The following is a 22,852-nucleotide window of genomic DNA, read 5'->3' as shown; positions in this document are numbered from 1 at the left end:
CCACGTGAAGCGTGTTCGGTGTAAAAATAAAGGCCGGGCAACTTTATGATGCCCGGCCTACAAGATGTAGCAGTATGGTTAACAGATACTTAATACCTGTAGTGTTCTGACTTGAATGGGCCCTGTGGAGTGACGCCAATATAAGCAGCTTGTTCCTCGGAAAGAACCGTCAGCTTGGCACCAAGCTTGTCGAGATGCAGACGCGCGACCTTCTCATCAAGATGTTTCGGCAGAACATAGACTTCGTTCTTATACGCATCGGTGCGCGTGAAGAGTTCGATCTGACCCAGCACCTGATTGGTGAAAGAGGCTGACATAACAAAGCTCGGATGACCGGTTGCATTGCCAAGGTTCAGCAGACGACCTTCCGACAGAAGAATGATGCGCTTGCCGTCCGGGAATTCAACCAGATCAACCTGTGGCTTCACATTGGTCCATTTGAGATTGCGCAGGCCTGCAACCTGAATCTCATTGTCAAAGTGACCGATATTGCCAACAATCGCCATATCTTTGAGCTTGCGCATATGATCAAGCGTGATGACATCCTTGTTACCGGTCGTCGAAATCACGATATCGGCAGTCGAAGCCGCATCATCAAGCGTTACGACTTCAAAGCCGTCCATTGCAGCCTGTAGTGCGCAGATCGGATCAACTTCCGTGACCTTCACGCGTGCACCGGCACCGGCGAGCGATGCTGCCGAGCCTTTGCCAACATCGCCATAACCGCAGACAACAGCAACCTTGCCAGCCATCATGACGTCTGTGCCGCGACGAATGCCGTCAACCAGCGATTCCTTACAGCCATATTTGTTATCGAATTTCGACTTGGTCACGCTGTCATTGACGTTGATTGCCGGGAAGGGCAGGAGGCCCTTTTTCTGCAACTGATAAAGACGGTTGACGCCGGTGGTGGTTTCTTCGGTCACACCCTTGATCGCATCACGCTGGCGCGTGAAGAAGCCCGGTGTTTCAGCCATACGCTTCTTGATCTGCGCGAAGAGAACTTCTTCTTCTTCGCTTTCCGGCTTGGAAAGAACGTCTTCACCAGCCTCAGCGCGCGCACCGATCAGGATATACATGGTGGCATCGCCACCATCATCGAGGATCATGTTGGATGGTTCGCCATCCGGCCATTGGAAGATCTTGTCGGTATAGGTCCAGTATTCTTCAAGCGTTTCGCCCTTGATGGCGAAAACCGGCGTGCCGGTGGCCGCAATTGCTGCGGCTGCATGATCCTGTGTCGAGAAAATGTTGCACGAAGCCCAGCGGACATCCGCGCCCAACGCCTTCAGCGTTTCGATCAGCACGGCGGTCTGGATCGTCATGTGCAGCGAGCCGGAAATACGCGCGCCCTTGAGCGGCTGTGTCGGACCGAATTCTTCACGCGCAGCCATCAGGCCCGGCATTTCGGTTTCAGCAATATCAAGTTCCTTGCGGCCCCAATCCGCGAGGCTGAGATCCTTGACGACAAAATCCTGACTTGCGGTCATCATCTGCTCCAATCAAATTTGCTTAGAGCGTGTCGCGCATAATCGTAGCCGATACGCTCGCTCTATCTTCTTGCTTTTGCGCATGTCGTTCTCGGAAAACCGGTTGCCCCTGTTCCCAAACATGCTTGAGAAGCCCGGATCCGGAAAAGGGAACGGGCCTCGGCTGGCGACCTGATTAGCAGATCAGCATGCGCAGCACAATGCCACATAAAGAGTTCTTTATGTGTGCATATCAACTTATCGCGGAGATTGGTCTTTCAGGCCTCTTCGCCGAACTTATCGGCAATCAGGCCGCCAAGCGCATCAAGCACGGCCTCAGCCTGTTCGCCCGATGCGCTGACATCGATGCAGCAACCGGGCGAGGCTGCAAGCATCATCAGGCCCATGATGGAGGTTCCCCCCACAGTCATGCCGTCCTTGCTGACGCGTACATGTGCATTAAAACTATCGACAAGCTGCACAAATTTTGCAGATGCGCGCGCATGAAGTCCGCGCTTGTTGACGATCTCAAAAGACCGGAACACAGCGCTTTCCGCATCATATTCGCCAGTCACGGCCACAGTGGGATGCATGAATTATTTTCCTGTCAGCACCTGGCTTGCAACATTGATATATTTGCGCCCCGCATCCTGCGCTTCGCGCAAGGCCGCTTTAATATCGCCACCAATGCGCACACTGGAAAGCTTGATCAGCATCGGCAGATTCACACCTGCGATCACTTCGATCTTGCCTTCTTCCATCACTGAAATTGCCAGATTGGACGGTGTACCGCCAAACATATCGGTGAGAACGATAACACCACTGCCCGTATCGGCACGTTCCACCGCATCAACAATGTCACGGCGACGCTGTTCCATGTCATCTTCGGCACCGATACATACGGTCTCGAAATTGTCTTGCGGGCCGACCACATGCTCAACAGCATGGAGAAACTCTTCGGCCAGCCTTCCGTGCGTAACAAGCACGAGTCCGATCATACTTTCAAAGCTCCTGTCGTGTGCCCGCCGCTTCACCCCGCTGCCGGGTGCAAATGACACAAAAACCCTACCGGACATCGCCGGTGAGTTGTGCATCTTGGCAGGGCAAATCCTGATAGCAAGTGAAAAATCTCAGCGATGCCTTGAAAAAAGCAAAATGCCGCAGCGTTAGGCAGATTTTTTAGCAAGAGCGTTAAAAATCAGTGCCGAATATTCTCACGGCCATGGTTTGGAGAACAAAGTGGCCTCTATTGCGCGCGAAAGCGCGTTAGAATCACCATTCGACGACAGGGCGGGCAGCAACAGGCGCTTGAGCCCGATCCCCTCAAAATGCCATTTTTTATCGCCCGGATAGCGTTCTGCCTCGTCCGGGCCGACAAGCATCACCACCAGATCAAGAGGTGTGTGTTTCACATAAGCAACCGTGAAAAGCCCGGCACCGCGAATCTCGACACCACCGGCAAGCGCTTCGGGAACGCTGGCGATCAGTCTGCCGTCTTCAACATGCAGCAAGGTTCGGTCATCGGCAACAAGCGCGGCCTGCTCACCACGCAGCGTGGCGCGTTCGATAAGCGTGAGGGCCAGTTCCGTCTTGCCTGCACCAGACTTTCCCATCAGCATGACACCGCGGCCACGCAACTGAACCGTTGTTGCATGAAGGCCGCTTTTTTCCTGTTCGGGCGTCATGTCGGCATCACGAAATCGCTGGCAGATCGATGATGAAGCGCGCACCCTTCATTTCAGATCGATTATCCAAATCCATGATGTTTTCTGCGCTCAGCGTACCGCCATGGGCTTCAATAATCTGGCGACTGATCGACAGCCCCAGGCCGGAATTCTGGCCGAACGCTTCTGAAGCCGGGCGATCAGTATAGAAACGCTCAAAAATACGTTCAATGTTTTCAATCGGAATGCCGGGACCGTTATCTTCGACCAAGACTTGCAAGCGATTGCCTTCCCTCCTCAGGGTGACGACAATACGTCCGGTATCTTCCGGCACGAAAGACCGTGCATTTTCAATAAGATTGCTGACCACCTGCCCCAGACGCAAATCATGCCCGGCCACGAAAAAGCCTTTCTTGCCAGCGGGTAATTTGCCGGTATTGAGAACGATCTCTGTGCCAACCTTGTTGCGGCGGACTTCACGCGCAGCGGTCACGATGTTGTTGAGCAGTGATTGCATATCAACACGGTCGGAATGTTCGCGCGCCAGCTCCGCATCCAGACGCGATGCGTCCGAAATATCGGTGATCAGGCGGTCAAGGCGGCGCACGTCATGCTGAATGACGTCGAGCAGGCGTTTGCGCGAATCATCATTCTTGGCCAGTGGCAGCGTTTCAACCGCACTACGAAGCGAGGTGAGGGGGTTTTTCAGCTCATGGCTGACGTCGGCTGCAAAACTCTCAATCGCTTCAATGCGCGTATAAAGCGCATCGGTCATCGCGCGAATGGAGGTGGACAAATGACCGACTTCATCCTGACGTTCGGAGAAATCGGGAATTTCCTCACGGCTTTTCACGCCAAGGCGCACGCGGTCAGCCGCCGCGGCGAGCTTTCTCAACGGGCTTGCAATGGTTGAGGCCAGAAACAGCGACAGAATCACCATGACAGCTGCGACAACGCCGAACACACGGAACACGGCCATGCGTTCGCCCTGCACGATCTTATCAATATCGTCGCCCTCTGTGGAAAGCAGCAGAACACCAAGGATGGCACGTGATTGCTGGATGGGAACGGCCACCGAAACAACCAGCTCGCCTTGCTGGTTGCGCCGCTGTGCGGTTTGCGGTGAGCCGCTCAATGCGCGCACGATTTCCTGATAGGCGAGGCCGTTGCCACCCGGCTGCTCCTGATAGAGCGGCAGACCGCCCCCATAGAAAAGGCGTGAAAACCAGCCGGTAAAGCGTTCCCATACACTGGGCGTATCTTCCTCAATCGCCGGAAGATCATAACGGAAAACCGGGCCGCCCGATGCAAAAGCCGGCGCATAGAGCGAACGGGAATCCAGCAGCAGATTGGCGTAATGATCATAGATGCGCGCGCGGGTGCTGGTGGGTGAAATCAACTGACGCAGCAGCGGCGACACTTTTTCCGGATTAATCGGGAATTCCCAGTTATCAGGCGAATCGGGTGAGGGCGTGATGCTTTGCCCCGCCTGCAATTCCAGCAGTTTTTCCGGGTCAATCATCAGTGAATTGGTATCAACAGTTGCTGATGACGAAATGGCGGCGGCAATAATCTTGCCTTGCGTGAGCAGGCTTTCAATCTTGGCGTCGATCAGCCCCTCACGGAACTGGTTCATATAAAGAATGCCGGAGACCAGAACGGCCAGCGCTGCAAGATTGAGAAACAGGATGCGGCGCGTCAGGCTCGAAAACAGAAACTGACCGAGAAACCGGCTCAAAGGCGCAAAAAGCCTGCGCAGAAAAAGCGAGCGTTGCCGCCGCGCCCTGCGCTCTCTCATGCTAATCGCACTGTCTTTGCGGGTTTCGGCGACCATGTCGCTTCAATCTAACTTTCTCAATAGTAGCTTTGTCAAAAGTTGCCGGGTCTTTGAGACAGGCCCGGCAACCTCGTAAACTATATTATGCTTCGCGGAAACGATAACCAACGCCATAAAGCGTTTCGATCATTTCGAAATCATCGTCTGTCGCCTTAAACTTCTTGCGCAGGCGCTTGATGTGGCTGTCGATGGTGCGGTCATCAACATAGACCTGCTCATCATAGGCCGCATCCATCAGCGCGTCACGGCTTTTCACAACACCTGGACGCTGGGCAAGCGAATGCAGGATGAGAAACTCGGTGACAGTGAGCGTGACCGGCTCGCCCTTCCAGGTGCAGGTGTGGCGTTCCTGATCCATGACCAGCTGGCCACGTTCCAGCGACTTGGCCTGCTGACCGGATGGCTTTGCAGTGCCGTCACGCGCCGCAACACGGCGCAGAACAGCCTTTACACGCTCGACCAGAAGACGCTGCGAGAACGGCTTGGTAATAAAATCATCCGCGCCCATCTTCAGGCCGAACAATTCATCGATCTCATCGTCCTTAGACGTCAGGAATATGACGGGGAGGTCAGACTTCTGGCGCAGGCGACGCAGCAGTTCCATGCCATCCATACGCGGCATCTTGATATCAAAGATTGCAAGGTTGGGCGGACGCGTCATCAAACCATCGAGAGCGGACGCTCCATCGGTATAGGTCTCCACGCGATAGCCTTCCGACTCCAGAGCAATGGAAACGGAGGTCAGAATGTTGCGGTCATCGTCGACCAGCGCGATTGTCTGCGTTGCCGAAGCTTCCTTCATGCGGACCTTCTCCTTTTTTAAACCGCCCCGATCACGGTGGCGGTAGAAATTACAAACGCCTGTCAGCGTTGATCTTATTATAGTCACGCCGCTTTTGCAGTACAAATTAGGTACAAAATGTGGCAGCCGCTTAACTTCACAGAAATGCGATCTTTCGAATCGTGTTGCTTGGTTCATGCTGAGCCGAACATTTTCAGACTGGAGATCGTCATCGTAACCGAAAAATTAAACGATTTAAAAAATTTTCAATTTTTTTAAATCGATTAAATATTTGATTTAATTTAATTAATCTGCTTCTGACTGCCATCCCGATGACAAAGGGGCCAACCAACTTTCGAACCAGATGGCGGAGAGACCATGAAAGAGACCGGCATTCACAACACTGCCGCTTCCATTGCGACTTCAGGATTGAAGGAACTGTCCGCAGTCTTTTATAATTTTGGACCCGCACGGCTTTATGAAGAAACCATTCGCCGTGGCGAAGCAGAGCTTTCTGCGCAGGGTGCGCTTGTTGCACGCACCGGCCAGCACACAGGCCGCTCGCCAAAAGACAAATTCGTGGTTCGCGATGCCAACACCGATGATCAGGTGTGGTGGGACAACAACAAGCCGATGTCGCCGGAAGCTTTTGAGCTTCTTCATGCCGATTTCATCGAACATGCGAAGGGCAAGGAGCTTTTCGTACAGGATTTGATTGGCGGCGCCGACAAAGACAATAAGATCAATGCCCGTGTTGTCACCGAATATGCATGGCACTCGCTGTTCATCCGCAATCTGCTGATCCGCCCGGAAGAAGCAGAGCTTGCATCTTACGTGCCTGAACTGACCATCATTGATCTGCCTTCCTTCAAGGCTGATCCTGCCCGCTATGGTGTGCGTACAGAAACGGTGATTGCGGTCGATCTTACCCGCAAGATCGTTCTGATCGGCGGCACGTCTTATGCCGGTGAAATGAAGAAATCCGTCTTCACCGTTCTCAACTATCTTCTGCCCGCCAAGGGCGTCATGCCGATGCATTGCTCGGCCAATGAAGGCCCGAACGGCGACACGGCTGTGTTCTTCGGCCTGTCGGGCACCGGCAAGACCACGCTTTCGGCCGATCCAAGCCGCACGCTGATCGGCGATGACGAACATGGCTGGGGCGAGCATGGCGTCTTCAATTTCGAAGGCGGCTGCTATGCAAAAACGATTCGTCTTTCGGCAGAAGCCGAGCCGGAAATTTATGCGACCACGCAGCGATTCGGCACGGTTCTGGAAAATGTTGTGCTGGATGAAAATCGCCAGCCGGATTTCAATGACGGCTCACTCACCGAAAACACCCGTTGCGCCTATCCGCTTCCCTTCATCCCGAATGCCTCTGCGAGCGGCAAGGGCGGTCAGCCGAAGAACATCATCATGCTCACCGCTGATGCTTTCGGCGTGATGCCTCCGATTGCCAAGCTGACGCCAGCACAGGCCATGTATCACTTCCTGTCAGGCTATACCGCCAAGGTTGCCGGTACTGAGAAGGGTGTGACCGAGCCGGAAGCAACATTCTCGACCTGCTTTGGCGCGCCGTTCATGCCGCGCCATCCATCGGAATACGGCAATCTGCTGCGCAAGCTGATCGCCGAACACAAGGTCGATTGCTGGCTGGTCAATACCGGCTGGACCGGTGGCGCTTATGGCACCGGCAAGCGTATGCCAATCAAGGCAACCCGCGCACTTCTTGCGGCAGCGCTTGACGGTTCGCTTAACAATGCGGAGTTCCGTACCGATCCGAATTTCGGCTTTGCGGTTCCGGTTGAAGTGCCAGGCGTGGATACATCCATTCTCAATCCACGTTCGACCTGGGCCGACAAAACCGCTTACGATGCACAGGCCCAAAAGCTTGTCGATATGTTCGTAGCCAATTTCGAGAAATTCGAAAGCCATGTCGATCACGACGTGCGGGATGCAGCGCCTGCAACCCAGATTGCGGCTGAATAAGCATATTCATCCTGAGGAGGAGGGAAAGCCCGGCCGAAAGGCCGGGTTTTTCTTTTGTCTAACGGATAAAAAGCGGTGTATCACTTTTAGCATGGAAGAAAGCCGCAACATCATTCGCATCACCAACCGCCTGACGATCCACGAGGACGATCTGGAGGAGAGCTTTATTCGCTCATCCGGTCCGGGTGGTCAAAACGTCAACAAGGTTTCCACTGCCGTACAGCTGCGCTTTCATGCGGCACGCTCCGGCCTGCCCGAAGATGTGCTTTCGCGACTTTTCAAGCTTGCCGGTCAGAAAGGCACCAAGGATGGGGACGTTCTGATTGAGGCCAATCGTTTTCGCACGCAGGAACGCAACCGGGAAGATGCGCGCGAGCGGATGATTGCGCTCATCAAAGAAGCAGCCGTTCCGCCACCGCCGCCGCGCAGAAAAACAAAACCAACCAAAGGCTCGGTTGAACGCCGCCTCAAAGCCAAATCCGGGCGCTCGGATATCAAAAAAGGCCGTGGCAAGGTTTCCTTTGACTAAAATTTCCAGACTGTGGGAACAGACAACATGACAATCAATTATCACGAGCTTGAAACCAGCCATGGCCGCATTGCTGTGCGTGAAAGTGAAGGCGCGGGCGCGCCCCTCCTGATGATCCATGGCAATTCAAGTTCGGGCGCGATTTTTGCACCACAGTTTGAAGGTGAAATTGGCAAAAAATGGCGTGTCATTGCGCCTGATCTTCCGGGCCATGGCAAATCCGCAGATGCGATTGATCCTGATCGCAGCTATTCGATGGATGGCTATGCAGATGCAATGACGGAGGTCATGCAAAAGCTCGGCATTGCCGATGCCGTTGTTTTCGGCTGGTCGCTTGGCGGCCATATCGGTATCGAGATGATTGCCCGTTATCCTGACATGCGCGGCCTGATGATTACCGGAACACCGCCTGTGGCGCGTGAGGAAGTGGGGCAGGGGTTCAAGAGCGGGCCTGATATGGCGCTTGCCGGGCAGGAGGTGTTTTCCGAGCGTGACGTGGAATCTTATGCACGCAGCACCTGCGGCGAGCCATTCGATGCATCACTTCTTGATATTGTTGCCCGCACTGACGGACGCGCACGCCGCATCATGTTTGAAAAATTTGCCGCTGGATCTGGCGGCAACCAGCGCGACATCGTCGCCAGCGCAAAGCTTCCCATTGCAGTCGTCAATGGTCGCGACGAACCTTTTGTCGAACTCGCTTTTGTCTCAAAAGTGAAATTCGGCAATCTCTGGGAAGCAAAAACCCACGTGATTGACAATGCAGGGCATGCGCCATTCCGCGAGCAGCCAGCGGAATTTGACGCCTATCTTGCGCGTTTTATCCGCGACTGCACGACATAACAATTCTGCTGCTGCACATCAAAAGAAGCGTGTTTCGCCCCCACGGCGGCTCGTACAAAATTTTCACCCTTAATGCACTATTCGCTCGCGAGTGCGCATAATTGAGCGAGATACAAAGAAATGACAGTGGATTTCAAAGGGAGCACTTTCACAAAAGTATCATCCTGAATGCGGTATTCTTTTATGCTCGCTATTCAGGTTCCTATCGCAACCTTCAGAAAACCAACGAAGAACCAAGCGCATGCGTCGATCATGCGGCTATGAAGCGATAGGGTATCAGATACCTTTCAGGGATAGGATTGGCTCACATGATCCAAAAAACCAGCTGGCCAATCCAGCCCTTTGCCGACCGCGCAGCATAAGTGCGCCCAGAAATAATCACGCCTTTCGCATATCCAGTACTTTACGACAGGACCGTAGAATCTACTGTATTAATGTCCTTAATAATAAAGCATTGCAATAAAGAATCTGGAGAATTTAGATCTGTTATCACAAGTGCAGAATTATTACGCTCAGAGTATATGAAGTAACAAATTCGTCCATTAGTTTCAATTTTTATAGTATTAACTATCTTCTTTTTATTTAAATCAACAACAACAATCATATTTTCTGAACTACATAAATAAAGTCTTTTTAGCTTTGAATCTAAATATGTTCTCTGCCCATCTGCGAGCATTAGATTCAATAAGAAATGACCAATAAACTCCCCTTTATTAATATCATAAATTTGCACTTCAGTAAAATTATTACCAATATCTTTATAAGTTACAATAATATACAATATATTATTATAATCATCTAAATTAATTCCGTGAATAGTTAAGTAAGAGTCAAAAGTATTGAGCGCTATTATAGAACCTATAAATACATTTCCATGTACATCATATTTATCTATGCAATTATATACCTTACCAGGCGTATTTGAAGGAACGTACAACACACCATTATTGCTGCATAGCGGTTGAAATGCAGTAATATTTATATGAGATTTTATTTTTATACAACCTTTGTATTTCTTTTCTACTTCATCAATTATAACATAAGCCGCACCATCATAATCTGGCAACACACCACCGAAGTAATAATTTCTATTTTTCTTATCATATGTCACTGTATAAAAGCATGAATCTTTCAACTCACCAGGAAGATCAATAACATTGATCTTTGTCATGTCAGCTCCACTTGAATATGCATAACCTATACCAGAAACAAAACCCTCCGGAATATCTGAATTACCACTAAAAGGATACAAACCGAGGAATACATAATGATTATTATAAGATATGACTTTTATAGTGGTTTTAGAAGGACTTAGGCTACGAAATTTATTTATTAAACTCCCATTTCTTCCAGATAAAAATACTATTTCATAATAAGACTGCTCTGATGGAAGGAGTTGAATCCCTCCTGGAATCAGATAAACGTCTGCAAGTTCATTGTATCCAATTCCAAATCCATTCACTACACTTACACATTCATCTGGGAGAGTATCCCCTTTAACGACTATTGCCATGATAATAATCCCATTCAATTTATTAATTATTTTGAGATGTTAATACGTATCCATTTTAAACCTAATTACATTTTAATAAACTGATATCTATGACACGAAGATATAGTCCTCCCGATCATGTTGATGGATTTGATGAAGGCGCGCCCTCATTTGTGGGCTCATTATTTGAATACCTCGCAATAAGAGAGGGTCTGTTGCAAAAGATTTTATCCTTACAGCGTGCGCGTCATCCGTTTCTGAATGCGCATCATTGAGGTGCGGACCTCGCGGATGACAGGGGATTTCAAGTAAGCTCATTTTCCATGGGGCCGTCCGATACTCTGCACAGAGTGCAGGTCGGCCCAAAAACGTAAATGCCCAATGCTCGGCTCAAGGTGTGTTGACGAGACCTGCTTACAGGTCAAAGGGGAAATAAGCCTCTACATCTGGCCGTTAACCCAGACGGGCGCTCCCTTTATTTTACGCACTCTGAGCGCCAAAATCTCGCGACTGCACGACATAACAATTCTGCTGCTGCACATCAAAAGAAGTTGATTCTTTCCTGTTCGCCAAAGCGCACTAGATAGTGCGTGAGATTGCGAAAAAGGTGAAATGATCATGGGCATGACTGTTGCGGATCTTCTGGCTCAAACCTTGGCCGAAGCGGGCGTTAAGCGTATCTGGGGTGTCACCGGTGACAGCCTCAACGGATTAAATGACAGCCTGCGACGGCTCGGTAAAATCGACTGGATGCATGTCCGGCACGAGGAAACCGCAGCCTTTGCCGCCGGCGCGGAAGCGGCTGTCACCGGCGAACTGGCCGTTTGTGCCGGTAGCTGCGGTCCCGGCAATCTGCACCTCATCAACGGGTTGTTTGATTGCCACCGCAACCGCGAACCCGTGCTGGCGATTGCAGCGCATATTCCTTCGTCGGAAATTGGCCTGGATTATTTCCAGGAAACCCATCCGCAGGAACTGTTTCGTGAATGCAGCCATTTTGTCGAGCTGGTTTCCAATCCCGCACAAATGCCGGAAGTGTTGAACCGCGCGATGCGTGCCGCCATTGGCAAGCGCGGCGTGGCGGTGATCGTTATTCCGGGCGACGTGGCGCTCAAGCAAGCCCCCGAAGGGATCAAGCAAAACTGGACGCCGATCTCGCTTCCCCGGATGGTTCCGTCTGATCAGGATGTCGCAAAACTCGCAGACATTCTCAACGGGTCTGAGAAAATCACCATTCTGGCAGGCAGCGGCTGTGCTGGCGCCCATGATGCGGTGGTCTCGTTGGCCGAACAGCTCGAAGCCCCCGTTGTCCATGCGCTGCGCGGCAAGGAACATGTCGAATGGGACAATCCGTTTGATGTCGGCATGACCGGATTGATCGGCTTTTCATCCGGCTATCACGCCATGCTCAACTGCGACACGCTGCTGATGCTTGGCACCAGTTTTCCGTATCGCAATTTCTATCCCGACAAGGCCAAGATCGTTCAGATCGACAATGATCCATCACAGCTTGGTCGGCGGGCGCCGCTGACATTGGGTGTGACGGGCGATGTGGCGGAAACAATCGCCGCCCTTCTGCCGAAGCTTAAATCCGCTCGCAGCACGAAATTCCTCGATGCCGCCAAGACGCATTATACCAAGGCGCGCGAAGCACTGGATGATCTGGCCGTACCGTCAAAACCGGGACAGCCGATCCATCCGCAATATCTGACCCGCCTCGTCAATGAGATTGCGGATGCGGATGCGATCTTCACAGCCGATGTCGGCACGCCAACCGTCTGGGCGGCGCGCTATCTCACCATGAATGGCAAGCGTCGTCTGCTTGGTTCTTTCAATCATGGCTCAATGGCCAATGCCATGCTTCAGGCGCTGGGCGCCAAGGGTGCAGCACCGGAACGACAAGTCGTTTCGCTGTCCGGCGATGGCGGTTTCACCATGATGATGGGCGATTTCCTGTCGCTGAAACAGCTCAATCTGCCCGCCAAGATCATTGTCTATAACAATGGCTCGCTTGGCTTCGTGGCCATGGAAATGAAAGCTGGCGGCTATCTGACGTCGGGAACGGATCTCGACAATCCGAATTTTGCAGCCATGGCCGAAGCCATTGGTATCAAGGGATTCCGGGTGGAGGATTCCGCTGATCTGCCGGAGGCCTTAAAGCAAGCTTTTGCCCATGATGGTCCGGTTCTGGTTGATGTGGTGACAGCCAAGCAAGAGCTTGTCATGCCCCCCAAAATCAAGGCCGAGCAGGCGAAAGGCTTCAGCCTTTATATGCTCAAGGCCATCATCAGCGGTCGTGGCGATGAAATCGTCGAGCTGGCGAAGACCAATCTGGGCCGGTAGAGCTTGTTAAAATGCTAATTAAGTGCCCGAACTCATTGAACAATCCGGGAACAATCCGGACTTGACCAATTTGTTGGGCGCTGTACCTTACTGGCTATTGACGAACCGGAAGCCGCACGGGTTGCGATGACGGGTTTGATTGAAAGATACGGTCTTAACAACAAGGAGATTTGCCCATGGGAATTTTCGATTTCGTGAAATCGGTCGGAACCAAGCTTGGCTTCGGTGAAAATGAGCCCAAAGCCGAGGATCTGAAGAAGGAACTCGATTCGCATAATCTCGGCACCGATGGTGTGCAGGTAAGCGTGCAGGGCGACAAAGCCGTCCTGAGCGGCAATGTGAAGGATCAGTCAGCTTTTGAAAAAGCGATCATCGCCGTCGGCAACTCACTGGGCGTTTCCAAGGTCGAAGCTTCTGAACTAAAAGTCGACGATGCCGGGACGACCGGTGCCGAACCTGTCTTCTACACGGTTAAGAAGGGCGACAATCTCTGGAAAATCGCCGAAGCCCAATATGGCAAAGGCAAGGGCGCAAAGAACGACATTATCTTTGAAGCCAACAAGCCAATGCTGACGCATCCGGATAAAATCTATCCAGGCCAGGTGCTGCGCATTCCACCGCTTGCTTGATTGCAAAAATGACCCAAAAGCGATCAGGGCGCCGAACTATTCGGCGCCCTTATTCTTTACGGGATATAAATCTCGGATTTCATGAATGTCACGGCGTTGCCGGTGAGCAAGACACGGTCGCCTTTCAGCTCACATCCCAAATGTCCGCCACGGGCCGAAGCCTGATAAGCGGACAGTTTGTTTTTCCCGATCTTTTGAGCCCAATAGGGAACGAGCGTCGCATGGATAGATCCAGTAACCGGATCTTCCGGGATACCCGATCCCGCCGCAAAATAACGCGAAACAAAGTCGTGCGACGATCCTCGCGCGGTGATCACCAGGCCGACTGATCCCAGTTTCTCAATCTGAATATGATCGGGGACGAAAGCCCTGACCGCAGCCTCATCCTCAAGCTGCACATAGATATTCTCGAAATTTCTGAAGAACGTGGCTCCGCTCTCATTCTCAAACAGTGATGCTATGAACGGAGGAAGCTCGGAAAGCTGGTCGGGAGCAATGGATGGAACATCAAGCACATAATCGTCGCCCGCGCGCGAAACACTGATCTCGCCTATGCGGGTGTGAAAATGCAGTTCACCATCAATCTTGTGGTGCCAAGCCAGAACATGCGCCGTTGCCAGAGTCGCATGGCCGCAGAAATCGACCTCAAGCGTCGGTGTAAACCATCTGAGCTTCCAGCCATCCTCTGCAGGGCATGCAAAAGCTGTTTCCGCGAGATTGTTTTCGGCAGCGATTGCCTGCATGGTCGCATCGCTCAGCCAGTCTTTCAGGATCAGAACCGCCGCAGGGTTTCCGGCGAAGACATGTTTGGTGAACGCGTCCACCTGATACATTTCCAGCACTTGCGCCATTCTGGTTTCCTGAGATTTAAATCTTTCGAAGCGCCACTTCTTCGATCAGATGATCGCTGCCTTTGCGCAGGATAAGATCGGCGCGGGGGCGGGTGGGAAGAATGTTTTCGCGCAGGTTCTTCATGTTGATATTGTTCCAGAGGCCTTCGCCGATAGAACGGGCCGCATCTTGAGAAAGCTGCGAATAGCGATGGAAGAACGACTGCGGATTGACGAAAGCCGTCTCACGCAGACGCATGAAACGGTCAATATACCATTTGTGGATCAGCTCCGACTCCGCATCGATATAAATCGAGAAATCGAAAAAATCGGAGACAAAGGGCACCATTTTGCCGTCTTCCGGCAGATCGCGGACCTGCAAAACATTGATGCCTTCAAAGATCAGAATGTCGGGCTTGTCGACAATCTGATATTCGCCTGGCAGCACGTCATAACTTAAATGCGAATAAAGCGGTGCACGCACACGGCTCATGCCTGCCTTGATCGCCGACAGGAAACGCAAAAGCGCGCCCACATCATAGCTTTCGGGAAAACCCTTGCGCTCCATCATGTTCTGATCGCGCAGAATCGCGTTGGGATAGAGGAAGCCATCCGTCGTCACCAGATCGACCTTCGGGCTTGAAGGCCAGCGCGCAAGCAGTTCTTTGAGAATACGCGCAGTCGTGGATTTCCCCACAGCCACAGAGCCTGCAATGCCAATGATGAAGGGCGTCTTGAAACTGTCCTCCATATTGAGAAACTGCTGGCGCTGGCGGAACAGAAGCTGGCTTGCTTCCACATGCGCATAGAGCAGGCGCGACAGCGACAGATAAATGCGCCGCACTTCATCCAGATCAATCGGATCGCCCAGCGAGCGCAGCCGTTTGACTTCTTCATAGGTAAGGGTGAGGGGGGTATCAGCGCGAAAGCCTGCCCACTCTTGCGCCGAAAAAAAACGGTAAGGCGAGTAACGCGACGGCGTTAGCTGGTCTATTTTTTCCCACATATTGTCGCTGCTCTCCCTCAACGCCAATTCAAGCACTTCGTGTTTGATCTGCATTTACGCCTTCGAACGACCGGCCTTTTCCTCAAGGCCCGTCTGTGCCGTGCGGCGCTGCAACTCTGCAAGAACCTCATTGAGCGGGACGTCTGCAATCTTCAGAACCACCAGCAGATGATAAAGCAGGTCGGCGCTTTCCGTGACCACTTCCGCGCGGTTTCCCTCAACGGCTGCAATCACCGTTTCAACGGCCTCTTCGCCAAGCTTTTTGGCAGCGCGCGTCTGGCCCTTGGCCACAAGACTTGCCGTATAGGATGATCCATCCGTTGAATTTGCACGCTCTGCGACGATGCGTTCAAGGTCGGAAAGGGTGAACTCGCTCATCGGATTTCCTTTAGGCTTTTGCGCATGGCGTTATCGGAAAACCGGTTCCCACGTTTCCGCGACATGCTGTATAATCAACGGACCGGATCGAGCCGCATCGGAATGCCAGCCTCGGCCATATAGCGCTTGGCTTCGCCAATCGTATAGGTGCCGAAATGGAAGATGGATGCTGCAAGAACCGCGGTTGCATGACCATCACGGATGCCTGCCACCAAGTGATCCAGATTGCCAACGCCGCCCGAAGCGATCACCGGAACGCGCACGCTGTCTGCAACAGCCCGCGTCAGCGCCACGTCATAGCCGGCCTTGGTGCCATCACGGTCCATCGAAGTCAGCAGGATTTCACCGGCGCCCAGGCTCACCACCTTCTGCGCAAATTCCACCGCATCAATGCCGGTCGTCTGGCGGCCGCCATGGGTAAAGATTTCCCAGCGATCACTCTCGCCTTCACCCGAAACCTTTTTGGCATCAATGGCCACAACGATGCATTGATTGCCAAACTTATCAGCGGCTTCCGCAACAAATTCCGGGTTCTTGACCGCAGCCGTGTTGATCGAAACCTTGTCGGCTCCGGCAAGCAGCAGCTTGCGAATATCAGCCACCTGACGCACGCCGCCGCCAACGGTGAGCGGCATAAAGCACTGTTCGGCTGTACGGGCGATGACATCGAAAATTGTCTCGCGATTGTCCGAAGACGCCGTGATGTCGAGGAAGCACAATTCGTCCGCGCCCGCCGCATCATAGGCGCGCGCTGCTTCCACCGGATCACCGGCATCAATCAGATCGACAAAGTTGACGCCCTTAACGACACGGCCGTCTTTTACATCGAGGCAGGGTATCACGCGTGCTTTCAGCATTTTTGTCCTCGATCTGCCGTGTCTCTTTTTAGCTTTGCCTGTCCTCGCGGTCCGGCCTGCGCCGGACTATTCGCTGCGGGCAGCCGGTAGCGCCCGTCTTTCACGTCGGGACAAGGGATTACGCGTGCTTTGAGTGTCATGCTGCGGCCCTCAACAGGGATAGTGCTTCTGCCGGATTGATACGGCCATCATAAAGCGCGCGACCAGAAATTGCGCCTTCAAGCTTACGGGCATCGGGTGCGGCGAGGCGTTTGATGTCCTCCATGGAGGCAAGACCGCCCGAAGCAATCACCGGAATGGAAACGCTGTCTGCAAGACCAAGCGTTGAATCCCAGTTGATGCCAGCCAGAACGCCGTCACGGTCGATGTCGGTATAGATAATGGCTGCAACACCTGCACCTTCAAATTTTTTCGCCAGTTCCACCACACCAAGCTCAGAGGCTTCCGCCCAGCCTTCAACCGCGACATAGCCGCCCTTGGCGTCAATGCCGACGGCAACCTGACCCGGAAATTCCTTGCAGGCCTCAATCACCAGCGCCGGATCGCGCACGGCGACTGTGCCGAGAATGACGCGGCGCAGCCCCTTGGAAAGCCAGCTTTCGATATGCTTGAGTGTGCGGATGCCGCCACCAAGCTGAACCGGATTTTTGGTGGCTTTGAGAATGGCTTCAACAGCCTTGCCGTTGACGCTTTCACCGGCAAAGGCACCGTTGAGATCGACCACATGCAGCCATTCAAAGCCCTGATCCTCAAAAGCTTTGGCCTGTGCGCCAGGGTCTTCATTGTAAACGGTCGCCTGATCCATGTCGCCAAGCTTGAGGCGCACGCATTGACCGTCTTTCAAATCGATAGCGGGGAAAAGGATCATATCTTCAAGGCTTCCATTTCAGGAAATTGGCAATGAGCGAGAGACCGAGCAACTGGCTCTTCTCAGGATGGAACTGCGTGCCGATCATGTTGTCGCGGCCCACCGTTGCAGTCACATCACCACCGTAATCGGTGACGGCCAGCACGTCGGCTTTGTTCTTCGCGTCGAACATATAGGAATGCACGAAATAAGCATGCAAACCGTCTTCGCCGGTGTGGATACCATCAAAGACCGGGTGCGAATGTTTCACGTGAATCCTGTTCCAGCCGATCTGCGGAATTTTGAGCGTTGGGTCGGATGGCGTCATTTCACGCACATCGCCGGCAATCCAGCCGAGACCTTCGCTCACTTCCTTTTCAAGGCCGCGTTCGGACATCAATTGCATGCCCACACAGATGCCAAGAAACGGATGCGCCTTTTTCAGAACCACATCGTCCAGTGCTTCCACCATGCCAGGAACCGCATGAAGGCCACGGCGGCAGTCGGCATAGGCACCGACACCCGGCAGCACGATGCGATCGGCACTCGCCACACGATCCGCATCCGCTGTGAGTTCGATGTCCGCTTTCACACCGCTTTCATGGGCTGCACGCTCAAAGGCCTTGGTGGCCGAGCGAAGATTGCCGGAACCATAATCGATAATTGCAACACGCATTTTCAGTTTTCTCCGCGATGACCGACAAATCCGATCGTCGAGCCAAATGAGGAATAGGTGGGACGAGGGGCCTCTTGCGCCCATTTAGGTTGAGGCGTTTCGTTGAGAGCCGTGGTTGGCTGCGCCGCATCTGCGAGACCGTAGAAATAGCGCATTTCCGCTTCTTCCAGATCAGCCGCATCGATGACTGCTTTCTCGCCAAACCCCTGCCGCTTGAGTTTTGCAATCTTCCAGTTGGCGCCTTCCAGCGCCACAAAGAGCGAAAACACCAAGGTGATCAGGGGAACCGCATTGGAGATGCCAAGCATGGCACCGGCAAATCCAAGCAGGATCGTTAGACCCAAAACCGCAAAAGCCTCAAACCACAGTCGCTGCAACAACAGCCAGACAACAGGCAGGATCAGCGCCAAAGTATAGAATCCGTCGCGCACAAAGACAGAGTTTTCAGCGCCGTCAGCGCCTTCTTTCTCCAGAACGACGAATTGCGCCATTGGCTTATCCCTTCAGCGACCCCTTGGTCGAAGGAATTGCATCCTTCTGACGCGGATCGGTTTCCAGTGCCGTGCGCAGAACCCTTGCGACAGCCTTGAAGATCGATTCTGCAATATGATGATTGTTGGCACCATAGTGATTGTTGATATGCAGCGTAATGCCTGCATTCATCGCAAAAGCCTGGAAGAACTCGCGCACCAGCTCGGTGTCGAAAGTGCCGATCTTGGCTGTTGTGAAAGTCACGTTCCAGACCAGAAAGGCACGGCCCGAAACATCGACCGCAGCACCCGTCAACGTATCGTCCATAGCAAGATCCATCGATGCATAACGCACAATGCCGCGACGCTCACCCAGCGCCTTTGCCACAGCCTGACCAAGCGCAATGCCCGTATCTTCCACCGTGTGGTGATCATCGATATGCAGATCGCCTTTGGCCATGACGCGCATGTCGATGAGCGAATGTCGCGAAAGCTGCTCCAGCATATGATCGAAGAAGCCGACACCGGTTGTAATGTCGAACTTGCCGTTGCCGTCCAGATCGACAGAAACGGCAATGCTCGTTTCTTTTGTTGAACGTTCGATACTTGCTTTGCGGGCGCTTTCAGCCGTCATAGCATTTCCTCTGTTGAAATCTTTTGGCGTTCTAGAACAGCTGGCCGCTTTTGCCAATGCTTTTAGAACTGCTCGCAACATTCTGAATTTTATTCACGCACATTTTATCCAAAAACCGGCTCCCGCTTTTTGGAATGCGGTCTCCCCAGCAGCGCATTTTATCCAAAAACCGGTTCCCACTTTTTGGAATGCGGTTTTCCCAGCAGCGCATTTTACCCAAAAACCGGTTCCCACTTTTTGGAATGCGGTTTCCCCCAGCAGCGCATTTTACCCAAAAACCGGTTCCCACTTTTTGGAATGCGCTGTTAGCCATTTGCATTTTGCCAGATGGTTCTTAAATATTCACAACGAAACCCGATTCCGTTCGCGCTTGAGCCAAAGGAAAGAGGCTTCCCCATATCAGGGGCTTATGCGTTTGCCAGATGGAAACCTGTAAGCCGCCAAAGGAGTGATCCATGATCGAACACAATCCTACGACAATTTACGGCACGACCATTGTTACCGTTCGCAAGGGTAACAAGGTGGTCATCGCCGGTGACGGGCAGGTCTCGCTCGGCAACACCGTGATGAAGGGCAATGCGCGCAAAGTGCGCCGCATCGGCAAAGGCAATGTCATTGCCGGTTTTGCAGGCGCAACCGCAGATGCCTTCACACTGCTTGAGCGCCTTGAAGCCAAGCTCGAACAATATCCTGACCAGCTGATGCGCGCTTCTGTCGAGCTTGCCAAAGACTGGCGTACCGACCGCTATCTGCGCAAGCTCGAAGCCATGATGCTGGTTGCCGACAGCAAGGTGACGCTGGCATTGACCGGGACGGGCGATGTGCTTGAACCCGAACACGGCGTCATGGCCATTGGATCAGGCGGCAATTATGCGCTGGCGGCAGCGCGCGCGCTGATCGACACAGACAGGAATGCCGAAGAAATCGCCCGTAAGGCAATGGAAATTGCCGCCGATATCTGCATCTACACCAATCACAGCATTCTGGTTGAAAGCCTCGACGCCGAATGACCGTACCCTTGCAAGCCTCAACCTCTGACAAACAGCGTTGGGCTTGGGTGCTTTGATCGTCATCGGCTGCAACCTTCCGCTCAACGTGATCATGCCGCTGCATCCGTTCGAGTTCATTAAGCAGTGGCAAAGTGGAATTTAATCATGACCAATTTCTCCCCCCGCGAGATCGTCTCCGAGCTTGACCGCTTCATCATCGGCCAGAACGATGCCAAGCGCGCCGTGGCCATTGCTTTGCGCAATCGCTGGCGCCGGCAGCAGCTGGAAGGCCAGATGCGCGAAGAGGTCATGCCAAAAAACATTCTGATGATTGGACCGACCGGTGTTGGCAAGACGGAAATTTCGCGTCGTCTCGCCAAGCTTGCCGGTGCGCCTTTCATCAAGGTCGAGGCCACCAAATTTACCGAAGTCGGCTATGTGGGCCGCGATGTCGAACAGATCATCCGTGATCTGGTTGAAGCAGCGATTGGTCTCGTGCGTGAAAAGAAACGCGAAGATGTGAAGGCCAAGGCCCATATCAATGCTGAAGAGCGCGTGCTTGACGGTCTTGTCGGCAAAACGGCAAGCCCCGCCACCCGCGAAAGCTTCCGCAAGAAGCTGCGTGATGGCGAGCTGGACGACAAGGAAATCGAAATCGAAGTGGCCGATACGGGGTCAGGCCAGAATTTCGAAATTCCGGGTATGCCCGGTGCCAATATCGGCATGATCAATATTGGCGATATTTTCGGCAAGGCGATGGGTGGGCGCACCAAGACGCGCAAGACCACGGTCAAGGATTCCTACGCCATCCTGATCAATGACGAGTCCGACAAGCTGCTTGATCAGGATCAGCTTATTCAGGAAGCCCTGCGTTCAACCGAAAATGACGGTATCGTTTTCCTGGACGAAATCGATAAAATCGCAGCGCGCGAAGGCGGCATGGGAGCGGGTGTGTCACGCGAAGGCGTGCAGCGCGATCTGCTGCCGCTTGTTGAAGGCACCACTGTTGCAACAAAATATGGTCCGGTGAAAACCGACCATATCCTGTTCATCGCATCGGGCGCGTTCCATGTCTCAAAACCGTCTGACCTTTTGCCGGAATTGCAGGGACGTCTGCCGATCCGCGTGGAACTGAGTGCACTGACGCGCGAAGATTTCCGCCGGATTCTGACGGAAACCGAAGTCAGCCTGATCAAGCAATATATTGCGCTGATGGCCACGGAAGAAGTGAAGCTCGATATTACCGACGATGCGATTGATGCTCTGGCCGATATCGCGGTTGATCTCAACTCAACGGTCGAAAATATCGGTGCGCGCCGCTTGCAGACGGTGATGGAGCGCGTTCTGGACGATATTTCCTATAACGCCCCCGACAAGGCCGGTTCGGAATTCAAGGTGGATGGGGATTATGTCCGCGAAACCGTTGGCGATCTTGCCAAGAATACCGATCTTTCGCGCTTCATTCTGTAAAACTAAAAAGTGACCGGAAAGCCACGCTGCGGTGGCTTTCGCCTCAAAGGCAAGAAACCCCTCGACTTCATCGAGGGGTTTTTTTAATTTGCCGCCAAATTTACATATCATTTACCCTGTTGAGGCCGTTTTCCCGCAATGACCCGTCGACTGAACCGTATTGCAGGCATCTGCCTCGCCATCGCTTTCTCCTGCCAGAGCGCCCTTGCAGCCGTAAGCGTGCCACCCGGCAACCGCAACGCCGAACAGCCGCCCATTCCCGGCGCTTCCGCCAAGCGCACCAAGGAATTAAGCACCACCTATGAAGCCAAATATCGCAAGATTTATAATCTTCTGAAAAAGGATGCTTCGCTGCGCTCAAAGATCAAGTCGACGGCTTCGGCTTACGGCATTGATCCGATCCATATTGTCGGCGCGATTGTTGGCGAACACACCTATAATGTCGATGTCTATGACCGCTTGCAGACCTATTACGTCAAGGCGATGTCCTATGTGAACCAGGGCGTGAGCTTTGGCTATAATGGCGAAAGCATCGGCCAGTTCGTCAAGCGCCCGGAGTTTTCCGAGTGCCTCAGATTCAAGGACAGCTATTCGCTGTGGGGCTGCCGCGAAACAGTCTGGAACAAGCAGTTCCGCGGCAAATCCGTGGGCGGCAAAAGCTATCCGAACAACCGCTTCAGTGCCGTGTTCTTTCAGCCCTTCTATGCTGGCCAGACTTTCGGCTTAGGCCAGATGAACCCGCTGACGGCCTTGCAGATGTCGGACATGGTGAACCGCGTTTCCGGCCTGCCAAAGCTTGATGCCGATAATGGCAACGCGGTCTATAAAACCATCATGGACCCGGATCTGACGCTGCCCTATATCGCAGCGACGCTCAAACAGTCGATCACCGCCTATCGTCAGATTGCCGATTTCGACATTTCAAAAAACCCCGGAATTACGGCAACGCTTTATAACACCGGCGGTGCAGATTCTCGCGCCCGCGCACTTGCCAATGAGAATGCTAAGCTGAAAGCATCTGGACAGGCTCCAGTGATGCCGCAGGAAAACTATTATGGCTGGCTGGTCAACACCAAGCTTGATGAGCTAAAGGCGCTTTTTTAAGTGTGATTAAATCTC

24 protein-coding genes and 1 pseudogene are annotated in these 22,852 nt (G+C 52.9%); 10 read left to right on the top strand and 15 right to left on the bottom strand.

All coding sequences use genetic code 11. The annotated features are described in order from the left end of the window. Positions 1-89: 89 nt before the first annotated feature. The 6 genes from ahcY to OPR82_RS00890 all read right to left on the bottom strand — a co-directional run bounded on the left by ahcY (position 90) and on the right by OPR82_RS00890 (position 5,772). Entirely contained in the window at positions 90-1,490 is a 1,401-nt protein-coding gene (ahcY, locus tag OPR82_RS00915; protein ID WP_265982469.1) for an adenosylhomocysteinase, read from the bottom strand. Positions 1,491-1,747: 257 nt separating this feature from the next. Beyond that, a complete protein-coding gene (locus OPR82_RS00910; RefSeq protein ID WP_265982468.1) occupies positions 1,748-2,062 on the bottom strand; it encodes an HPr family phosphocarrier protein in 315 nt (104 codons plus the stop codon). A gap of 3 nt (positions 2,063-2,065) precedes the next feature. Continuing rightward, the gene (locus OPR82_RS00905; protein ID WP_265982467.1) at positions 2,066-2,467 is read right to left on the bottom strand and encodes a PTS sugar transporter subunit IIA; all 402 of its coding nucleotides are present in this window, start codon (positions 2,465-2,467) and stop codon (positions 2,066-2,068) included. A 216-nt stretch (positions 2,468-2,683) separates the two neighbouring features. Next, positions 2,684-3,154, bottom strand: a complete 471-nt coding sequence (locus OPR82_RS00900; RefSeq protein WP_265982466.1) for an HPr kinase/phosphorylase — start codon at positions 3,152-3,154, stop codon at positions 2,684-2,686. 7 nt (positions 3,155-3,161) lie between these two features. Beyond that, positions 3,162-4,967 carry a sensor histidine kinase gene (locus tag OPR82_RS00895; protein WP_265982465.1) on the bottom strand — a complete coding sequence of 602 codons (1,806 nt, stop codon included), beginning with the start codon at positions 4,965-4,967 and terminating at the stop codon, positions 3,162-3,164. A gap of 85 nt (positions 4,968-5,052) precedes the next feature. Continuing rightward, entirely contained in the window at positions 5,053-5,772 is a 720-nt protein-coding gene (locus OPR82_RS00890) for a response regulator transcription factor (protein ID WP_265982464.1), read from the bottom strand. A gap of 357 nt (positions 5,773-6,129) precedes the next feature. Between OPR82_RS00890 and OPR82_RS00885 the strand changes: the two genes are divergently transcribed. The 3 genes from OPR82_RS00885 (at position 6,130) to OPR82_RS00875 (ending at position 9,112) form a co-directional block, all read left to right on the top strand. Continuing rightward, positions 6,130-7,740: a phosphoenolpyruvate carboxykinase gene (locus OPR82_RS00885; RefSeq protein WP_265982463.1), complete on the top strand. Its 1,611-nt coding sequence runs from the start codon at positions 6,130-6,132 to the stop codon at positions 7,738-7,740. A gap of 91 nt (positions 7,741-7,831) precedes the next feature. Continuing rightward, positions 7,832-8,269 carry an alternative ribosome rescue aminoacyl-tRNA hydrolase ArfB gene (gene arfB / locus OPR82_RS00880; RefSeq protein ID WP_396996008.1) on the top strand — a complete coding sequence of 146 codons (438 nt, stop codon included), beginning with the start codon at positions 7,832-7,834 and terminating at the stop codon, positions 8,267-8,269. Positions 8,270-8,296: 27 nt separating this feature from the next. Next, the gene (locus OPR82_RS00875; protein ID WP_265982462.1) at positions 8,297-9,112 is read left to right on the top strand and encodes an alpha/beta fold hydrolase; all 816 of its coding nucleotides are present in this window, start codon (positions 8,297-8,299) and stop codon (positions 9,110-9,112) included. A 403-nt stretch (positions 9,113-9,515) separates the two neighbouring features. Here the strand turns inward: OPR82_RS00875 and OPR82_RS00865 are convergent, their stop codons facing one another. Continuing rightward, positions 9,516-10,625 (bottom strand): hypothetical protein, encoded by a 1,110-nt coding sequence (locus OPR82_RS00865; RefSeq protein ID WP_265982461.1) that lies wholly within the window; start codon positions 10,623-10,625, stop codon positions 9,516-9,518. Positions 10,626-11,222: 597 nt separating this feature from the next. Between OPR82_RS00865 and poxB the strand changes: the two genes are divergently transcribed. Both poxB and lysM read left to right on the top strand, forming a co-directional pair. After that, positions 11,223-12,947 carry a ubiquinone-dependent pyruvate dehydrogenase gene (poxB, locus tag OPR82_RS00860; protein WP_265982460.1) on the top strand — a complete coding sequence of 575 codons (1,725 nt, stop codon included), beginning with the start codon at positions 11,223-11,225 and terminating at the stop codon, positions 12,945-12,947. A 176-nt stretch (positions 12,948-13,123) separates the two neighbouring features. Next, positions 13,124-13,576, top strand: coding sequence for a peptidoglycan-binding protein LysM (gene lysM, locus OPR82_RS00855; protein ID WP_265982459.1), 453 nt, complete (start codon positions 13,124-13,126; stop codon positions 13,574-13,576). A 56-nt stretch (positions 13,577-13,632) separates the two neighbouring features. Here the strand turns inward: lysM and OPR82_RS00850 are convergent, their stop codons facing one another. From OPR82_RS00850 to hisB, 8 genes are all read right to left on the bottom strand, one after another. Further along, the gene (locus OPR82_RS00850) at positions 13,633-14,427 is read right to left on the bottom strand and encodes a PhzF family phenazine biosynthesis protein (protein WP_265982458.1); all 795 of its coding nucleotides are present in this window, start codon (positions 14,425-14,427) and stop codon (positions 13,633-13,635) included. A 16-nt stretch (positions 14,428-14,443) separates the two neighbouring features. Next, positions 14,444-15,412 (bottom strand): type I pantothenate kinase, encoded by a 969-nt coding sequence (gene coaA, locus OPR82_RS00845; RefSeq protein WP_265983805.1) that lies wholly within the window; start codon positions 15,410-15,412, stop codon positions 14,444-14,446. 54 nt (positions 15,413-15,466) lie between these two features. Beyond that, entirely contained in the window at positions 15,467-15,790 is a 324-nt protein-coding gene (locus tag OPR82_RS00840; RefSeq protein ID WP_265982457.1) for a phosphoribosyl-ATP diphosphatase, read from the bottom strand. A 74-nt stretch (positions 15,791-15,864) separates the two neighbouring features. Next, a complete protein-coding gene (hisF, locus tag OPR82_RS00835) occupies positions 15,865-16,647 on the bottom strand; it encodes an imidazole glycerol phosphate synthase subunit HisF (protein WP_265982456.1) in 783 nt (260 codons plus the stop codon). Between the two features lie 136 nt (positions 16,648-16,783). Continuing rightward, positions 16,784-17,515: a 1-(5-phosphoribosyl)-5-[(5-phosphoribosylamino)methylideneamino]imidazole-4-carboxamide isomerase gene (gene hisA / locus OPR82_RS00830; protein WP_265982455.1), complete on the bottom strand. Its 732-nt coding sequence runs from the start codon at positions 17,513-17,515 to the stop codon at positions 16,784-16,786. Positions 17,516-17,519: 4 nt separating this feature from the next. Then, a complete protein-coding gene (gene hisH / locus OPR82_RS00825; protein WP_265982454.1) occupies positions 17,520-18,170 on the bottom strand; it encodes an imidazole glycerol phosphate synthase subunit HisH in 651 nt (216 codons plus the stop codon). 2 nt (positions 18,171-18,172) lie between these two features. Then, a complete protein-coding gene (locus OPR82_RS00820; RefSeq protein ID WP_265982453.1) occupies positions 18,173-18,661 on the bottom strand; it encodes a DUF2628 domain-containing protein in 489 nt (162 codons plus the stop codon). 4 nt (positions 18,662-18,665) lie between these two features. After that, a complete protein-coding gene (hisB, locus tag OPR82_RS00815) occupies positions 18,666-19,274 on the bottom strand; it encodes an imidazoleglycerol-phosphate dehydratase HisB (RefSeq protein WP_265982452.1) in 609 nt (202 codons plus the stop codon). Positions 19,275-19,287: 13 nt separating this feature from the next. Here hisB and OPR82_RS00810 point away from each other — a divergent pair, with 13 nt between their 5' ends. The 5 genes and pseudogenes from OPR82_RS00810 (at position 19,288) to OPR82_RS00790 (ending at position 22,837) form a co-directional block, all read left to right on the top strand. Continuing rightward, the gene (locus OPR82_RS00810; RefSeq protein WP_265982451.1) at positions 19,288-19,710 is read left to right on the top strand and encodes a hypothetical protein; all 423 of its coding nucleotides are present in this window, start codon (positions 19,288-19,290) and stop codon (positions 19,708-19,710) included. A 19-nt stretch (positions 19,711-19,729) separates the two neighbouring features. Continuing rightward, entirely contained in the window at positions 19,730-20,284 is a 555-nt protein-coding gene (hslV, locus tag OPR82_RS00805; RefSeq protein ID WP_265982450.1) for an ATP-dependent protease subunit HslV, read from the top strand. Between the two features lie 61 nt (positions 20,285-20,345). After that, positions 20,346-20,426 (top strand): annotated as a pseudogene (locus OPR82_RS00800) (DUF2585 family protein); the annotation flags it as partial. A 2-nt stretch (positions 20,427-20,428) separates the two neighbouring features. After that, complete coding sequence (gene hslU, locus OPR82_RS00795) at positions 20,429-21,733, top strand: ATP-dependent protease ATPase subunit HslU (protein ID WP_265982449.1); 1,305 nt, start codon at positions 20,429-20,431, stop codon at positions 21,731-21,733. Positions 21,734-21,871: 138 nt separating this feature from the next. Next, entirely contained in the window at positions 21,872-22,837 is a 966-nt protein-coding gene (locus tag OPR82_RS00790; RefSeq protein ID WP_265982448.1) for a DUF1402 family protein, read from the top strand. Positions 22,838-22,852 lie beyond the last annotated feature (15 nt).

This window comes from Ochrobactrum chromiisoli, from assembly GCF_026241335.1.
Classification (GTDB): Bacteria; Pseudomonadota; Alphaproteobacteria; order Rhizobiales; family Rhizobiaceae; genus Brucella; species Brucella chromiisoli.
The sequence above is the reverse complement of the archived record's forward strand: the minus strand, read 5'-3'. Positions and strand labels throughout refer to the sequence as shown.

What these genes read in the sequence shown, in the direction of transcription:
- ahcY (WP_265982469.1), bottom strand. Translation starts at nt 1,490, where the DNA reads ATGACCGCAAGTCAGGATTTTGTCGTCAAGGATCTCAGCCTCGCGGAT.
- OPR82_RS00910 (WP_265982468.1), bottom strand. Translation starts at nt 2,062, where the DNA reads ATGCATCCCACTGTGGCCGTGACTGGCGAATATGATGCGGAAAGCGCT.
- OPR82_RS00905 (WP_265982467.1), bottom strand. Translation starts at nt 2,467, where the DNA reads ATGATCGGACTCGTGCTTGTTACGCACGGAAGGCTGGCCGAAGAGTTT.
- OPR82_RS00900 (WP_265982466.1), bottom strand. Translation starts at nt 3,154, where the DNA reads ATGACGCCCGAACAGGAAAAAAGCGGCCTTCATGCAACAACGGTTCAG.
- OPR82_RS00895 (WP_265982465.1), bottom strand. Translation starts at nt 4,967, where the DNA reads ATGGTCGCCGAAACCCGCAAAGACAGTGCGATTAGCATGAGAGAGCGC.
- OPR82_RS00890 (WP_265982464.1), bottom strand. Translation starts at nt 5,772, where the DNA reads ATGAAGGAAGCTTCGGCAACGCAGACAATCGCGCTGGTCGACGATGAC.
- OPR82_RS00885 (WP_265982463.1), top strand. Translation starts at nt 6,130, where the DNA reads ATGAAAGAGACCGGCATTCACAACACTGCCGCTTCCATTGCGACTTCA.
- arfB (WP_396996008.1), top strand. Translation starts at nt 7,832, where the DNA reads ATGGAAGAAAGCCGCAACATCATTCGCATCACCAACCGCCTGACGATC.
- OPR82_RS00875 (WP_265982462.1), top strand. Translation starts at nt 8,297, where the DNA reads ATGACAATCAATTATCACGAGCTTGAAACCAGCCATGGCCGCATTGCT.
- OPR82_RS00865 (WP_265982461.1), bottom strand. Translation starts at nt 10,625, where the DNA reads ATGGCAATAGTCGTTAAAGGGGATACTCTCCCAGATGAATGTGTAAGT.
- poxB (WP_265982460.1), top strand. Translation starts at nt 11,223, where the DNA reads ATGGGCATGACTGTTGCGGATCTTCTGGCTCAAACCTTGGCCGAAGCG.
- lysM (WP_265982459.1), top strand. Translation starts at nt 13,124, where the DNA reads ATGGGAATTTTCGATTTCGTGAAATCGGTCGGAACCAAGCTTGGCTTC.
- OPR82_RS00850 (WP_265982458.1), bottom strand. Translation starts at nt 14,427, where the DNA reads ATGGCGCAAGTGCTGGAAATGTATCAGGTGGACGCGTTCACCAAACAT.
- coaA (WP_265983805.1), bottom strand. Translation starts at nt 15,412, where the DNA reads ATGTGGGAAAAAATAGACCAGCTAACGCCGTCGCGTTACTCGCCTTAC.
- OPR82_RS00840 (WP_265982457.1), bottom strand. Translation starts at nt 15,790, where the DNA reads ATGAGCGAGTTCACCCTTTCCGACCTTGAACGCATCGTCGCAGAGCGT.
- hisF (WP_265982456.1), bottom strand. Translation starts at nt 16,647, where the DNA reads ATGCTGAAAGCACGCGTGATACCCTGCCTCGATGTAAAAGACGGCCGT.
- hisA (WP_265982455.1), bottom strand. Translation starts at nt 17,515, where the DNA reads ATGATCCTTTTCCCCGCTATCGATTTGAAAGACGGTCAATGCGTGCGC.
- hisH (WP_265982454.1), bottom strand. Translation starts at nt 18,170, where the DNA reads ATGCGTGTTGCAATTATCGATTATGGTTCCGGCAATCTTCGCTCGGCC.
- OPR82_RS00820 (WP_265982453.1), bottom strand. Translation starts at nt 18,661, where the DNA reads ATGGCGCAATTCGTCGTTCTGGAGAAAGAAGGCGCTGACGGCGCTGAA.
- hisB (WP_265982452.1), bottom strand. Translation starts at nt 19,274, where the DNA reads ATGACGGCTGAAAGCGCCCGCAAAGCAAGTATCGAACGTTCAACAAAA.
- hslV (WP_265982450.1), top strand. Translation starts at nt 19,730, where the DNA reads ATGATCGAACACAATCCTACGACAATTTACGGCACGACCATTGTTACC.
- hslU (WP_265982449.1), top strand. Translation starts at nt 20,429, where the DNA reads ATGACCAATTTCTCCCCCCGCGAGATCGTCTCCGAGCTTGACCGCTTC.
- OPR82_RS00790 (WP_265982448.1), top strand. Translation starts at nt 21,872, where the DNA reads ATGACCCGTCGACTGAACCGTATTGCAGGCATCTGCCTCGCCATCGCT.